This is a genomic window from Pseudomonadota bacterium, assembly GCA_039196715.1.
GTDB lineage: Bacteria > Pseudomonadota > Gammaproteobacteria > CALCKW01 > CALCKW01 > CALCKW01.
This window is the reverse complement of the sequence record JBCCUP010000010.1, coordinates 15,504-30,074: the sequence shown is the minus strand read 5'-3', so window position 1 is coordinate 30,074 and position 14,571 is coordinate 15,504. Positions and strand designations below refer to the sequence as shown.

General features: G+C 66.9%; 14 protein-coding genes. 2 read left to right on the top strand and 12 right to left on the bottom strand.

Features of this window, described 5'->3' with window-relative positions; all coding sequences use genetic code 11:
- Position 1 precedes the first annotated feature (1 nt).
- Positions 2-622 carry an urease accessory protein UreG gene (ureG, locus tag AAGA11_05905; protein ID MEM9602374.1) on the top strand — a complete coding sequence of 207 codons (621 nt, stop codon included), beginning with the start codon at positions 2-4 and terminating at the stop codon, positions 620-622.
- A gap of 127 nt (positions 623-749) precedes the next feature.
- On the opposite strand, the gene urtE is transcribed toward ureG, so the two are convergent.
- From urtE to urtA, 5 genes are read right to left on the bottom strand one after another with little or no spacing between them, the layout of a single operon-like run.
- Positions 750-1,454 (bottom strand): urea ABC transporter ATP-binding subunit UrtE, encoded by a 705-nt coding sequence (urtE, locus tag AAGA11_05900; protein MEM9602373.1) that lies wholly within the window; start codon positions 1,452-1,454, stop codon positions 750-752.
- Positions 1,455-1,456: 2 nt separating this feature from the next.
- On the bottom strand, positions 1,457-2,257 hold the full coding sequence (urtD, locus tag AAGA11_05895; GenBank protein MEM9602372.1) for an urea ABC transporter ATP-binding protein UrtD: 801 nt from the start codon (positions 2,255-2,257) through the stop codon (positions 1,457-1,459).
- Positions 2,254-3,345, bottom strand: a complete 1,092-nt coding sequence (urtC, locus tag AAGA11_05890; protein ID MEM9602371.1) for an urea ABC transporter permease subunit UrtC — start codon at positions 3,343-3,345, stop codon at positions 2,254-2,256. Before urtC ends, urtD begins: the two co-directional genes overlap by 4 nt.
- Before the next feature lie 3 nt (positions 3,346-3,348).
- A complete protein-coding gene (gene urtB / locus AAGA11_05885; GenBank protein MEM9602370.1) occupies positions 3,349-4,995 on the bottom strand; it encodes an urea ABC transporter permease subunit UrtB in 1,647 nt (548 codons plus the stop codon).
- 40 nt (positions 4,996-5,035) lie between these two features.
- The gene (gene urtA / locus AAGA11_05880) at positions 5,036-6,286 is read right to left on the bottom strand and encodes an urea ABC transporter substrate-binding protein (protein MEM9602369.1); all 1,251 of its coding nucleotides are present in this window, start codon (positions 6,284-6,286) and stop codon (positions 5,036-5,038) included.
- Between the two features lie 493 nt (positions 6,287-6,779).
- On the opposite strand from urtA, the gene AAGA11_05875 reads away from it, so the two are divergent.
- Positions 6,780-8,345 carry an AMP-binding protein gene (locus AAGA11_05875; GenBank protein MEM9602368.1) on the top strand — a complete coding sequence of 522 codons (1,566 nt, stop codon included), beginning with the start codon at positions 6,780-6,782 and terminating at the stop codon, positions 8,343-8,345.
- A 271-nt stretch (positions 8,346-8,616) separates the two neighbouring features.
- Here AAGA11_05875 and AAGA11_05870 read toward each other — a convergent pair whose 3' ends face one another.
- From AAGA11_05870 to AAGA11_05840, 7 genes are all read right to left on the bottom strand, one after another.
- Positions 8,617-9,222 carry a GNAT family N-acetyltransferase gene (locus AAGA11_05870; protein MEM9602367.1) on the bottom strand — a complete coding sequence of 202 codons (606 nt, stop codon included), beginning with the start codon at positions 9,220-9,222 and terminating at the stop codon, positions 8,617-8,619.
- Positions 9,219-10,196, bottom strand: coding sequence for a D-2-hydroxyacid dehydrogenase family protein (locus AAGA11_05865; protein ID MEM9602366.1), 978 nt, complete (start codon positions 10,194-10,196; stop codon positions 9,219-9,221). Before AAGA11_05865 ends, AAGA11_05870 begins: the two co-directional genes overlap by 4 nt.
- A 228-nt stretch (positions 10,197-10,424) precedes the next feature.
- Entirely contained in the window at positions 10,425-10,934 is a 510-nt protein-coding gene (locus AAGA11_05860; protein ID MEM9602365.1) for a GNAT family N-acetyltransferase, read from the bottom strand.
- Complete coding sequence (locus AAGA11_05855) at positions 10,931-11,137, bottom strand: hypothetical protein (protein MEM9602364.1); 207 nt, start codon at positions 11,135-11,137, stop codon at positions 10,931-10,933. The genes AAGA11_05860 and AAGA11_05855 overlap by 4 nt, the downstream gene beginning before the upstream one ends.
- Before the next feature lie 118 nt (positions 11,138-11,255).
- A complete protein-coding gene (locus AAGA11_05850; protein ID MEM9602363.1) occupies positions 11,256-12,167 on the bottom strand; it encodes a VOC family protein in 912 nt (303 codons plus the stop codon).
- A 34-nt stretch (positions 12,168-12,201) separates the two neighbouring features.
- Positions 12,202-13,347: a glycosyltransferase family 4 protein gene (locus AAGA11_05845; GenBank protein ID MEM9602362.1), complete on the bottom strand. Its 1,146-nt coding sequence runs from the start codon at positions 13,345-13,347 to the stop codon at positions 12,202-12,204.
- Positions 13,344-14,555, bottom strand: coding sequence for a glycosyltransferase family 4 protein (locus AAGA11_05840; GenBank protein MEM9602361.1), 1,212 nt, complete (start codon positions 14,553-14,555; stop codon positions 13,344-13,346). Before AAGA11_05840 ends, AAGA11_05845 begins: the two co-directional genes overlap by 4 nt.
- Positions 14,556-14,571: the final 16 nt, after the last annotated feature.

Genomic DNA, 14,571 nt, shown 5'->3' with positions numbered 1-14,571 from the left:
CATGAACACAACCAGCTCTCCTCTGCGCGTCGGTATCGGTGGCCCGGTCGGGTCCGGCAAGACTGCGCTGCTCGAGGTGCTCTGCAAATCGATGCGCGACCGCTACGACATCGCCGTGGTCACCAACGACATCTACACGCGCGAGGACCAGCGCATCCTGACCGAGGCTGGCGCACTGCCGCCGGAGCGCATCGTGGGGGTGGAAACCGGCGGTTGTCCGCACACCGCCATCCGCGAGGACGCGTCGATGAACCTCGCGGCCATCGACGACCTGCAGGCCGCGTTTCCGAACCTCGACGTGGTCTTCGTCGAGAGCGGTGGAGACAACCTCTCGGCGACCTTCAGCCCGGAGCTCGCCGACCTGACCGTCTATGTCATTGACGTGGCAGAGGGCGAGAAGATTCCACGCAAGGGCGGGCCCGGCATCACCAAGAGCGATCTGCTGGTGATCAACAAGATCGACCTGGCGCCGCACGTGGGTGCCTCGCTCGAGGTCATGGAGAGCGACACGAACCGCATGCGGGGCGAACGCCCGTGGACCTTCGCCAACATGAAAACCGGCGAAGGGCTCGGCGCAATCGAGAAATTCATCGCGCACGCCGGCTTGTTGCAACCCGCCTGAGCCGGCGTGTCCGATCGGACGGGCAGTTCGCACGGCACCCGACCCCGGCACGCCGGTACGGTACGAAGCAGAGCGGGTGCTGCGCGTGCCGACGCCGATGCAGTCGAAAGCCAACCCACAGGGCCGCTCAGACAGTCAGGTGCTTGCTGACCAGTGCATCGTCAAGGATGTCGAGCGTCCCGGCCGCGACGGCTTCACCGCGGTCGAGGATGCACACCGTGTCGGCCGTCTTGCGGATGAACGGGAGTTTCTGCTCGACCAACAGGACGGTCAGGCCCTGCTCGGCGATCAGCGTGCGAATCAGGCTGCTGATGTCGGCGACTAGGTTCGGCTGGATGCCCTCGGTCGGCTCGTCGAGGATCAGCAACGCCGGGTCGATCATGAGCGCACGCGCAATCGCCAGCTGCTGTTGCTGGCCGCCCGAGAGGTCGCCGCCACGCCGGCGGCGCATGTCCTTGAGCACCGGAAACAAGGCGTGGATGTGCGCCGGTATGCCGCGACCCCGGCTCGCGCGGCTTCGGTTGCCGAACAACCCGGTCAGGATGTTCTCTTCCACCGTGAGGGTCGGGAACACCTGACGCCCCTGGGGCACGTAGCCGATGCCCTGGGCAGCACGCCGCTCGGTGCGCATCCTGGTGATGTCCATGTCACGAAAGCGGATCGCACCTTTGCTCGCAGCCTCCAGCCCCATGATGCACCGCACGAGCGTGGTCTTGCCCACCCCGTTCCGGCCCATCACGCAGGCGCACGCACCCTCCGGAACGTCGAGGTCGATCGATTTCAAAGTCAGGCTTTCGCCGTAGTGCTGTTCGAGTTGTTGTATGCGCAGCACGGCTATTCCCCGAGATACACGGCGCGGACCTCTGCGTTGTCCTGGATACGGTCGAGGTCACCCTCGGCCAGCACCGAGCCCTGGTGCAACACGGTCACCGGGCTGTCCAGCGAGCGCACGAAATCCATGTCGTGTTCGACCACCACCACGCTGTGCTCACCGGCGAGTGAGCGCAGCAACTCCCCGGTCTGGGCCATCTCCTGGTGGGTCATGCCCGTGACCGGCTCATCGACGAGCAGCAAGCGCGGTTGCTGCATGAGCAACATGCCGATTTCCAGCCACTGTTTCTGCCCGTGCGACAAGGTGCCGGCTTGCGCGTCGCGCAGCGCCGTCAGGCCGATGCGCTCGAGCACACCGCCGGCCTGGTCCCGTTGCTCGGCGCTGAGCATCGCACGCAGCACGGCCAGCACGTTGCGCGGGCCGGCCATCGCCAACTCGAGGTTCTGCCAGACACTCAGCTCGTCGAACACCGTGGGTTGCTGGAACTTGCGCCCGATGCCGAGGTTGGCAATCGCCGCCTCATCGAGCTGCAGCAGGTCGATGGTCTGGCCAAACCAGGCCTCCCCTGTGTCCGGGCGCGTCTTGCCGGTGATGATGTCCATCAAGGTGGTTTTGCCGGCCCCGTTGGGCCCGATCACGCAGCGCAGCTCGCCGTCGTTGATGTACAAGCTCAGGTCGTCGATGGCCTTGAAGCCATCGAAACTCACCGACACGCCCTCGAGGTACAACACCGTGCCGTGCGAGGTGTCGAGTTGCGGCACGCCCCGGTTGCGGGTGATGGCCCGCCGGTTGATCGGGCTCATGGCTGCACCCGCTTCGAACTGAACAGCATCGCGATACCACGAGGCAGGTACAGTGTGGTCAACACGAACAGCCCACCGAGCAGGAAGAGCCAGCCCTCCGGCACCCAGCCGGTGAACTGGGTCTTGGCGTAGTTGACAACGACCGCACCGACCACGGCACCCCAGAGCGTGCCCCGCCCACCCAGGGCGACCCAGATCACGATCTCGATCGAATTCAGCGGCGAAAACTCGCCCGGATTGATGATCCCGACCTGCGGTACGTACAGCGCACCGGCGACGCCGGCGATGCACGCCGACAACACAAAAACCGACAATTTCACGCGGTCGGTGCGGTAGCCGAGAAACCGCACGCGGCTCTCGGCATCCCGCACCGCGGTGCAGACGAGGCCGAGCCGTGTCGCGAACACCGCGCGGCACAGCACGTAGCTGACCACCAGCGCGACGGCACTGGCGGAGAAGAGCGCCGCGCGGGTGCTGTCCTCGCGCAGGTCGAAGCCGACGATGTCGAAGAAGCCGGTCAGGCCGTTGTTGCCACCGAAGCCGAGTTCGTTGCGGAAGAAGGCCAGCATCACGGCGTAGGTCATCGCCTGGGTGATGATCGAAAGGTACACACCGGTCACACGACTGCGAAACGCGAGGGCACCGAACACAAAGGCGAGCAGGCCCGGCACGATCAGGATCATCGGGAGCGCGAACCACGCATGGTCGAAGCCGTACCAGTACCAGGGCAGTGCGTCCCAGTTCAGGAAGACCATGAAGTCCGGCAGGATGGGGTCACCGTAGACGCCACGATCACCGACCTGACGCATCAGGTACATGCCCATCACGTAGCCGCCGAGGCCGAAGAAGACCCCGTGGCCGAGGCTCAGAATGCCAAGCTTGCCCCAGACGATGTCAAGGCTCAGCGCAAGCAGCCCGAAGCACAGGTATTTACCCCACAGGGACACCGAATACGCGCCGAGGTGCAAGGGGTGCGTGTCTGGCAACGCCAGCGACGCAATCGGCACCCAGACTGCGGCAAGCAACAGCACGGCGAGCAACACGCAACCGGCGCGGTCCTGCCCCATGGCACGCATGGCAAGGCCCATGACTCAGTCTCCCGCGCTGCGGCCGGTGGGCGGAAAGAGCCCCCGTGGCCGACGTTGAATGAAGACAATCACAGCGACCAGCAGCAGCACTTTTGCCAGGACGGCGCCGGACCAGGGTTCGATCAACTTGGTCGTGACACCGATGCTGAGCCCACCTATCAGCGCGCCCCAGAGGTTGCCCACGCCGCCGAACACCACCACGAGAAAGGAATCGACAATCCAGGCCTGGCCGAGGTTCGGTCCGACATTGCCGACTTGACTGAGCGCGACACCGGCGATGCCTGCGAGCCCGGCACCCAGGCCGAAGGTCAGCGTGTCGATGTGCCGCGAACGGATGCCGACACAGCGCGCCATCGCCCGGTTCTGCGTCACTGCCCGCAGTTGCAATCCGAACTGTGTGCGGTGCATGACCCACCAGAGCACCGCAAACACCGCGAGGCAGAGGCCGAAGATGACCACCCGGTTGGCAGTCACGGACAACAGCGGGTTGAATTCGATCGACCCACTCATCCAGGACGGGTTGCTGACCGCGACGTTGCGCGCCGAGATCACGGTGCGCACCGTCTGCTGCAGGATAAGACTGAAGCCGAAGGTCAGAAGCAGAGTCTCGAGCGGGCGACCGTAGAGCTTGCTGATGGCAAACCGCTCCATCGCCATGCCGACCGCCGCCGACACGAGGAAACCCGCTGGCAGCGCCAGCACCAACGCCAGACCGGGTTGCGTCGGCAGCAGTTGTTGCATGCCCCAGGTGGTGTAGGCCCCGAGCATGATCAGCTCACCGTGCGCCATGTTGATCACGCCCATCACGCCAAACGTGATTGCAAGACCAATCGCCGCAAGCACGAGTATGGAGCCGAGACTGAGCCCGAAAATCACCTGTTCGATGATTCCGAAACGCGTCTTGCGGGCCTCGATACGCAGGATCGCCGCGCCCAACGCGTCGCGCAGTTCGGCGTCGTCGGTTTGCACCAGTCGCGCGCCGAGGGTGGTCAGGGCAGCGGGTTCGTAAGCCTGACTCAGGGCGGCGATGCCGTCCATCAGGGGCCCGCGGTCGGTGTCACCGTCGGCAACGACGGTCAACGCACGCAACAACCGCAGCGCGGCCGCCACACCGCTGTCCGACTCTGCTGCGAGCAAGCTGTCAATGCGGTCGACCGGCACGCCGAGCGTGGCGAACTGGGCGCGTACCGCAGACAGGCGTTTGTCGCGGTCGGCCGCGACCAGGTCGAGCGTTGCGAGCGCGGATCTGACCGCACCCCGCAAGGTGTTGTTGATCGCGACCTTCTTGGCGTCGCGGCGCCCCACCGTGGCGAGTTCGGCGCCGTCAGCCAGTGCATAGAGTACAAAACGGCGACCGTCTTTCTCGGCCCGTACCACGCGCTTCTCGGGTTTCCAGAGGTAGAGGTCCCCTTCGAGCAGCATCCGCAGCAGGTCCTCGCTCAGTGCATCACCGCTGCCGGCGATGCGGTCGATGGCATCCTGCCGCAGGGCCTTGTCACGTGTGGTGAGATCGAACAACGCCGACTCGAGCTCCGGGGACAAGGTCGCCGCCACAGCTCGACCGGGCACCAGGCCCAGGACCACCGTGCAGAAAAGCACACACGCGAGCAAAAAAGCGGGCGGCCGAGTGCCGCCCTGAATCACCAACATGAGGAAGACCAACTGGGTTCAGTGAATGCGCACGCAGCGCTCAGCTGCCACCGCCGCAACGGCCGCTGATGACATTGAAGTTGCCGCAGGTCATCGGCGCGCGCCAATCGGCAATCAGGTCCTTGGAACCGGGCAGAAAATCCGACCACGCGTCCCCTGCGACCAGTCCGGGCGTTTCCCAGACGATGTCGAACTGACCGTCATCCTGCACCTCGCCGATCAGCACGGGCTTGGTGATGTGGTGGTTCGGCATCATGGTGGAGAAACCGCCGGAGAGGTTCGGCACGGACACACCCAGGATCGAGTTGACCACGGCATCGGTGTCGGTGGTGCCGGCCGCTTCAACCGCTTTGACCCACATGTTGAAGCCGATGTAGTGGGCTTCCATCGGGTCGTTGGTCACGCGGTCCTCGTCACCGATGAAGTCGAGCCAGCTGTCGATGAACGCCTCGTTCTCCTCACTGTCGACACTCATGAAGTAGTTCCAGGCCGCGAGGTGCCCAACCAGCGGGGCGGTGTCGATGCCCGAGAGCTCCTCTTCACCGACGGAGAAGGCGACCACCGGAATGTCTTCGGCGCTGATGCCCTGGTTGCCGAGTTCCTTGTAGAACGGCACGTTGGCGTCGCCGTTGATGGTGGAGACGACGGCGGTCTTCTTGCCAGCCGAGCCGAAGGCCTTCACATCCGACACGATGGACTGCCAGTCCGAGTGGCCGAACGGCGTGTAGTTGACAAGGATGTCCTCCTCGGCGACGCCGATGTCGGCCAGCCAGGCTGCGAGGATCTTGTTGGTGGTGCGCGGGTACACGTAGTCGGTGCCGAGCAGCGCCCAGCGCTCGACGCCAAGCTCGTCACGCAGGTACTCGACCGCCGGAATCGCTTGCTGGTTCGGCGCGGCGCCGGTGTAGAAGATGTTCTTGGACGACTCCTCGCCCTCGTATTGCACCGGGTAGAACATCAGGCCGTTCAGCTCTTCGACCACCGGCAACACCGACTTGCGCGACACCGACGTCCACGACCCAAAGATCGCGGCGACCTCCTGGACTTCGATCAGCTCGCGCGCCTTTTCGGCAAACAGCGGCCAGTCCGATGCCGGGTCGACAACCACGGCCTCAAGCTGCTTGCCGAGCAGACCACCCTTTTCATTCTGCTGTTCGACCAGCATCAGCATGGTGTCTTTCAGCGTGGTTTCACTGATTGCCATGGACCCTGACAAGGAGTGCAGCACGCCCACCTTGATGGTGTCAGACGCCGCCGCGGTGTGACCCGCCAGCGCGCAACTCAGCGCAATTGCCGAGGCACTCAGTGTTTTGGTCAGCCTTTTCTTGGAGTACACGTTTTGTCTCTCTGTGGATTGAACAGGTACTCCCACTGGTCCGAAATGCGTGCCAGGCGGCGCAATTTTTTTTCTCTCAACGTAATCAACGCTTTAGGGCAGTACTTTCGAGACGACCTGGGTTTGACGCGACCCGCCGTGGTGCGACACCGCGACGGCGCGCACCGATGAGGTGCAAAAAACGAGGTGTCGGGGCTGCAATATCATACGCGACCAACAGCAGTGCAGAACGCCACCAATGCGCCCGCAGGAAAGGCAGACATCCCGCCAGACCGGCGTGCGACCCAACGCGGTCGCGCCGAGAAACGCGGCCTGGAGCGCGATCGCGGTGCACGCCAGACGCGTATTCCGGCACACGTGACCCAGACTGGGGCAGCTTGGGCAGCGGTGGTAGTCTGTGCGAGGGCGCCGCGAGGTCGTCTGTCGTTCACCTCGAGGAGACGCAACCATGACCGTGATCACATCGACCTTTGCGGACATCGCGCTGACCGATTTGAGCATGACAGAGCGGGTGTTTGCCAACCTCGAAACCCGCCCCGACGCCGTGGTCCTGACAGACGGGGTGAGTGGCGAGTCGATGACCGCACGCGACTTCATCGACCGTGTTCAACGTCTGGCGGGCGGGCTGTCGGCCCGCGGCTACGGCGCAGGCAGCACCGTTGCGATCATGGCACCCAACGTGCCGGAGTACTGCGTGGTCTTCCACGCCGTGGCCTGGGCCGGTGGCACGGTCACCACACTGAACCCGACCTACACCGCACCGGAAGTCACGCACCAACTCACCGATGCCGGCGCAGCCGTCCTGGTCACGGTGCCCGCGTTTGCCGAGGTCGCCGCCGAAGCCGTCGCCAACGCAGCAGGCCAACCCGTGCTGGTCATGGGAGGCAGCGACGCCGACACCACGCTCGATGCCTGCTATGGCGACCCGCTGACCACGCAGGTGCCGATCGACCTCGACGAGCACGTGGTCGTGCTGCCCTACTCGTCCGGCACGACCGGGCTGCCCAAAGGCGTGATGCTCACGCACCGCAATGTGGTGGTCAACATCGACCAGGTCGTGACCGGATCCGATTTCCGGCCCGGCGAAGTGGCGGTGGGCTTCCTGCCCTTCTTCCATATCTACGGCATGAACGTGATCATGAACGTGCACCTGGCGGGCGGCGGCAGCATCGTCACCATGCCGCGCTTTGATCTGTCGCTGTTCCTGAAGCTCTGCCAGGACCACCGATCGCGGCGCATGTGGATCGTCCCACCGGTCGCGCTCGCCCTCGCCAAGCACCCGCTGGTGGACGAATTCGACCTCAGCAGCGTCGAGCAGGTGCTCTCCGGCGCGGCGCCGATGGGCGCCGACGTCTCCGACGCCGTCGCCGCCCGACTCGACTGCCTGATGCTGCAGGGTTTCGGCATGACCGAGCTCAGCCCGGTCTCCCACACCAGCTCGGCCTCGGCTTACCGTCCGGGTGCCTCGGGCCGTTTGCTGCCGAACACCGAGTGCATGATCGTCGACATCGAGTCCGGGGAGCCGCTGCCGCGCGGCAGCGAGGGTGAGCTGTGGGTGCGCGGCCCGCTGGTGATGAAGGGCTACCTGAACAAGCCCGAGGCCACCGCCGACACGATCACAGCCGAGGGCTGGCTGAAGACCGGTGACATTGCCTACGTCGACACCAACGGCTACCTGTTCATCGTCGACCGGCTGAAGGAGCTGATCAAGTACAAGGGGTTTCAGGTCGCGCCCGCCGAGATCGAAGCGCTGCTCGTGACCCACGGCGCCATCACGGACGCTGCCGTAATTGGCATGCCTGACCCCGAAGCCGGTGAAGTGCCGGTGGCCTACGTCGTTACCGGGGATAACGCCCCCACCGTCGCCGACATCCAGGCGCACCTCGCACAGTCGCTCGCGCACTACAAGCAGGTGCACGAGGTGCATTTCGTCGACGAGATCCCCAAATCGCTCTCCGGTAAGATCTTGCGGCGTGTGCTGCGCGATGCGCTCGCCACCGGCAGCCCAGGCTGAACCCGCACGCGGGACGAGCGGGCAGGCCGGTAGAAAGAGGTGCCGGGCATGAGCTATCCGATCGGCATCATGGCAGTCTGCCGCGCTCTGGGCGTGTAAAAGCGCCTGCTGTTTCCCGCATGTCGCACGGGCGACTTCTGGCGCATTGCCCTGTTCGGCATCAGGTTCTCGGCGCCACTCGGCGTGTTCACCGCCGAGTGGTTTCGCACACGCTACCCGCGCACGCCCGTTGGCCAACTGCCAGCCGCCTGATCCGCAGTGGCGGGCGCGCTCAGGCCAGGGCTTTGGCCATCGCGTAGACCGAGCCCCGTGCGGTGATGTCGGGGTGAGCCACCACCGGCTGCTCACCCACGACATCGAAGCCGAAACGCCGGTACAACCGCACCGCACCGGTGTTTTCCGCGAATACCCGTAAGCTCAGGCGAGGCAGTCCGCGCGCGCGACCCTGCTGCGCGGCGTGTTCGAGCAACCGCGTCCCGAGCCCTCGGCCACGCACGCTCGGCTGGCAGGCCAATTCGGCCACAAACCAACTCTGCGGGTCCGACAAGGCCGCGTAGGGACGCAAGGCCGACTGCAAGGCCGCAGGCAGCGCAGCGTCTGGTCCGCCCGGCCGCTCCTGGTAGCAACACAGCGCTCCGAGCCGCTCGCCGGCCAGGGTCGCGACCACCGTGTTGCCGAGGCACACACCGCTGACGCCCTCCCGGATGACCCGCGCGCCTGCGGCCGACACCGTTTCCGACGCGCGCGCGTGCACGCGCCAGACGGCGGGCCACACGCCGCCGGACGACTCGGTGAACAGGGTCGCGAGCATCGCGGCGTCGGCCGTCCCGGCCGCTTCGATCTGCACCTCGCCGGCTGCCGCGGTGCCTGCGCTCACGACCGGGCCGCCCAGACCGACGGGTTGATCATGTGGATCGGGGCGCCGTCGGCGTAGGCGTTGACCTGGTCGAAGATGTCGCTGAACTGGAGGTCGAATTCGTCTTCGGTGACGTACCCGATGTGCGGCGTCGCCAGCGCGTTGGGGTGGGTCAGGAGCGGGCTGTCGGTGTCGACAAAGGGCTCGTGCTCGAACACGTCGACGGCCGCACACACACGCCCGTCCGCAACCGCCGCCTCGAGCGCACCCGCCTCGATCAAGCCGGACCGTGACGTGTTGACCAGCACGGCACCGGGCTGCATGTAGCCGATGTCCTTGCGCGTGATGATGCCCCGCGTGTCGGGCTTCAAGCGCACGTGCAGGCTGATCACATCGGCGCGTTCGAAAAACGCCCTGCGGCTTTCTGCAAGCACTGCACCCTCGGCCGCCGCGCGCTCGCGACCCGAATCGGATGCCCACCACTGCACCCGCATACCCAGGGCCTCGGCGTAGCCCGCCACGGCCTTGCCGATGCGGCCGTAGCCGTAGAGCCCCAGGGTGCGGCCGCGCAACGTGCGTCCGACCCCCATCTGCCAGGTTCCCGCCCGGATCGACGCCACCTGTTGGGGGATTTGGCGCGCCTGGGCGAGGATCAAGCCAAGGGTCAGTTCCGCGGCCGCGTAGGACGGAGTGTCGGCGTGCATGTTCGAGCACAGTAACACCGACGAGCGTGTGCACGCGTCGACATCGATGTGCGGGTAGACGCTCCGCTGCGAGATCAATTGCAACGCGGGCAACCGTGCGAGCAGGTCGGCCGTGATCGCGGTGCGCTCGCGGAACAACACCAGTGCTTCCGCGTCCCGAAGTCGCTCTGCCAGCGTGTCAGGGTCTTCGGTGTGGTCGGTCCACACCGTGACGTCGTGTTCAGCCAGTCGCGTGAAACACGGCAAGCGCCGCAAGGTGTCGAACCAGTCGTCGAGGATATGGACCTTCACCGGCGCACACCACCGACGGGCGCTGACCGCTGTTCGTGCCGTACACGCCCCGGCGTCCCAGCGTCGATCGCCAGTGTGAGTTCGCTTGCCATCGTGCACCCCTCGCGCTCGTCCCGGCCCGCCAGTGTAGCAAACGTGCCATGCGTACCGCGCTGCGAGCAGGCGGCCGTCATACACCAGCCTTGTATTTACCACCCTGGGGCGTCGCACCCCTGCACGGGAGGGCGATCAGGGCGCGGTCCAGACAAACAGCCGCTCTGCGTCTGCTGCCGACATCGGCTGCTCGACGAAACCGGCCTTCTCGAGCACCCGGGCCGAGGCGGCGTTCTCGGGCGCAACCCCGCCCGAGACGCGGTCGATGCCGGCGTCGTGGCAGGCAGCGATCAACCCGCGGATCAACTCGGTGGCGTACCCCTGCCCCCAACTGCGTTCGTGCAACAGGTAGCCGAGCCTGAGCGACCGCGTCGATTCCGGAAACAGCAACACCAGGGCGACCGGCTGCGCACACTCGCGGTCGACACCGAGCAAACAGGTGCATTCCCCTTCGCGCTCGCTGATCCAGCGGTCCGCACGCACGCCGTCGTACGCGCCCTGCCAACCGGGCGGCAAGGCCGCGGTGACACGCGCCGTGAGGGTCTCGGCCACGATGGCGTTCAGCGGTCTGTCGAGCGCTGCCTCAGCGAGGTCTCGCCAGGGGCCAACGCGAAGACGGGCGGTGTTGAAGGCGAGCGGGCTCACGCGCCGGGCACCGGCAGGGCCGCAGAGCAGTTGGCACACTCGACGAGCTCGACACCGACACCCGACCGCACGGCACCGAGCCTGCGGCCACTGACACGGGCCCCGTCTTGCTCGGCGGTGTCCTCGTCCGGCACACCGGTCAGTGTGCCCTGGCGGTCGCTATCATCGCGCGCGTCGGCGAGTGACGTCGTCTGGGGTGTCATCGTCTGTTGCACACCGGCAGCGCCACGCTGCCGCCCCGTCGCGGGCGCACCGTAACACCATCGACCGTCGGCCGCGCGCTGTCAACTCGATGCGCCCGGTGCTCCGCTGTTCCGGTGCTCAACCTTGCTGGACCAGGTGGATCGCGTACCCGTCGGGGTCAGTGACCGTTGACGCACCGTGAGGCGCCGCACCCGGCACGCGCAGCACCGCGGCCCGGTGTGCCGCCGGATCATCAACGGCGCAGGTCACGCCGAGGAAGCCCGTCTCCGGCCCGGTGGCGTAGCGCGCTTGACGGCGCTCGGGGTGCCACACGTGCTGCAATTCGACCAGCGTGTCGGGCCGCTGCCACAGCCACTCCCGGTGCGCCACTGACGCCCAGTCGTCAGTGGGTGGCGAGCCAGGCTCGACCCCGAGAAAATACAAGCTGAAGCCGTGCGCGTCGACCACCTGCTCGGACAGCAGGTGCAAGCCGAGCCCGTCGCGGTAGAACGCGAGGCTGCACGTTGGATCGGTGATGCGCAGGCTGATGTGGGCCAGTGTGGGCTGGCCCATCAGCGCCTGCGCGGGCACCGCGGGAACTGCGGGGCCGGCAGCAGCTGTGGCGGCAAAGCGGTGCTGCAGCAGTTCGAGGGTGTGGCCATCGGCATCTGCGAGGTGACACAGGTACCCGATGTCGCGAAACTGCGCAGGCTCGGAGACTTGCACACCCCGTTGCCGCAGCGCGTGACACGCGCGATCGACGTTCGGCAGGGTTACCCCTACCTTCCAGTAGCCGTCCGGCGCCGCCGCGCCAGCCGTCTCGGCTGACACGCCGCTCGGAACGCCGTGTACCAACTCGAGTTCGGCATCTGCCCGCGCACCGGAGGTGCGGCGATCGGGACTGTCGACAAAGCCGAAGACACAACGCTCAACTGCACCGTCTACGGCGCGCGACCGCAGTGCCATGCCAAGCCTGTCCCGATAGAACGCCAGACTGCGGTCGACCCGGTTCGCCGCCAGACTGAGCCGAGCGATGCGCCGTACTGCCATGTGCCCTGTCCCTCCCATCAGGCCGCGGGTGTGTTCAGTTCCGTCGCGGCGGCGTGCCGCCCGTCACCAGCGGCGCCACGCAGCGCCGCAGCGTGGCGCCCGCCTCGGCGATGCCCGGCACGCTGGCGCGCGCAATCGCGCCCCACGCTGCCCACTGACCGCGGTGGTCCAGCGCCTGCGCCAGCGCCGTCGTCAGCGCGTCCTCCGTTTGCGGCACCACGCTGCAGCCGGCGTTGTCACAGACCGCCGCGACCCCGTCGGTGTGGCCGGCGACGACCGGCAGTCCCGCCGCCTGTGCCTCGAGCAGGGCCATGCCGATCGCCTCGTTGATGGCGGGCCACACCGCGAGGTCGCTGTTTCGCAACCAGGTCGACACCGCCGACTGAGGCAGTGCGCCGAGGCGGGTGACGCGCGCGGTGATCGGTGCAGTGGCCCGATCGACGTCCGCTGCCGCATCGCCGTCGCCGATGATCAGCCAGTGCCAGGGCCGCCCGGTCAGGGAGGCCAGCACCCGAGCTTGCCGTTCGAAGGACGCGAGTTTGTCGCCCCGGCGCAGCATTCCCACGCTGATCAACCACGGCACCGCCGGGTCGAGCCCGTGCGCCTCGGCGAGCGCCGCCCGCTCGCGCTGTCGCGGGCCGGCAAAGGGCCCCGTGTCGAGAAACGGCCGCAGTGTGTGTATGCCCTCGATCCCACCGCGCACGGTGATCAGGCCGCCGACGTCACGCGGATTCAGGCTCAACAGGCAGGCCGCCTGGGTGATCGCCTGGCGCGTGCCTGCGAGCCCGTGCGACCACGGGCCCCGTGCCTGCTTTCGCGCGTACGACGCCTCGGCCAACACGTAGGGAATACCGAGCGCGCGCGCAACCAGCGGCCCGATCCAGTCCGGCGCCTTGTGGTAGAGGTGGTAGCTGAACCACACCGCGGGCCGATGCGCACGCGGCAGACACGCCAGCCTTGCGACCAGCTGCCGCGCCTCCGTGCGGCCGGCTTGCCGCAGCGCGCGCTGGCGCGCGCGATCACCCCGCCCCTCGAAGCTGCGGAACGCCGACGCCACCTGCACGCCGAAATCGGCAGCGGCAAGGGCCTGTACCAACAGGCGCGCAATCGTCCGATCACCCGACGCAACCAGGTGGTCGGGCGGCTTCAGTGGCGCGTAGAACGCCAGCGGCACGCTCATACGCTGGCGCGGTCGAACAGCGCGACCAGCTGGCCCATGGTGTGGTCGTGGTTGAACTCATCCCGAACGCGCCGCTGGCCAGCCAGCGCCATGGCACAGCGGGCGTCCGGGTCGTCGGCCAGCGCCAGAATGGCCTCGGCCAGCCGGGCCGGGTCACCCGGCGGCACCAGGCGCCCCGTGGCGCCGTCCTCGATGAGTTCCGGGATGCCGGACACCGCCGTCGCGACGCAGGACACCCCCTGCGACTGGGCCTCCATCAACACATTCGGCAAGCCGTCCCGGTCGCCATCGGCAAGCACCTGGCTCGCCAACACGAACACGTCACTGCTGCGCAGGGCTGCAATCACCGCGTCTTGCGGCAAGGCACCGCGCCAGTCGATACGCGCCGTCAGACCGAGGGCCGCAGCCCGGGCCTTGAGCACGTCGAGTTCGGGCCCACCGCCAATGTGGCTGAACCGCCAATCAAGGCGCTCCGGCAGCGCCGCAAGCGCGTCGAGCAGCACCGGGTACCCCTTCTTTGGCACCGCCCGGCCAACCGAAACGAGCTGCAGCGGCCCGTCGGCCCGGCGCGGGGCGGCGGGCTCGAATCGGCTGAAATCGAGGCCGTGGTAAACCAAATGCACCCGCTCCGGCGCAGCAGCCAGGCTTTGCAAATGCCGGTGGTTGAACGCCGTGCACGTCGCGACCCAGTCGAGCGCCGAGAGCTTCTCGCGCAACTCCCAGTCCGGCGAGGTGTAGATGTCCTTGGCGTGCGCGGACGCGCTCCACGGCAATCCGGTCAACTGGGCCGTGTACCAGGCCACGCTCGAGGGCGTGTGCAGAAAATGCGCGTAGAGCCGGTGCACGTCTGGCGCGAGCTCGTGTGCGAGCACCACCGCCTGGCCGAGTCGCCGCACCCGGTTGCGCGAACGGTCGCGGGCGAGATGGTGCGCAAAACCCGGTAGCAGGCGCCAGAAGGCCGGGCGCCACACCTGCGCAGCGAGGGCCCGCAGCACGCGCACCGGTTCCTGGTGCAGGTACTCGGGCAGGTAGTGCACCGGCGCCTCCATCTCCCGATGCACCGGGTGCACACTGGTGTCGGTGGGGTGGCGCAGGGAGTAGAAACGCAGCCGAAAGCCGCGTTTTTCCAGGCTGCGAAGTTCCTGGGCGATGAAGGTTTCTGACAGCCGTGGGTAGCCCTTGAGCAGCACGCCGATTTCAGCAGTCACGGCGTCCCGCGCGACC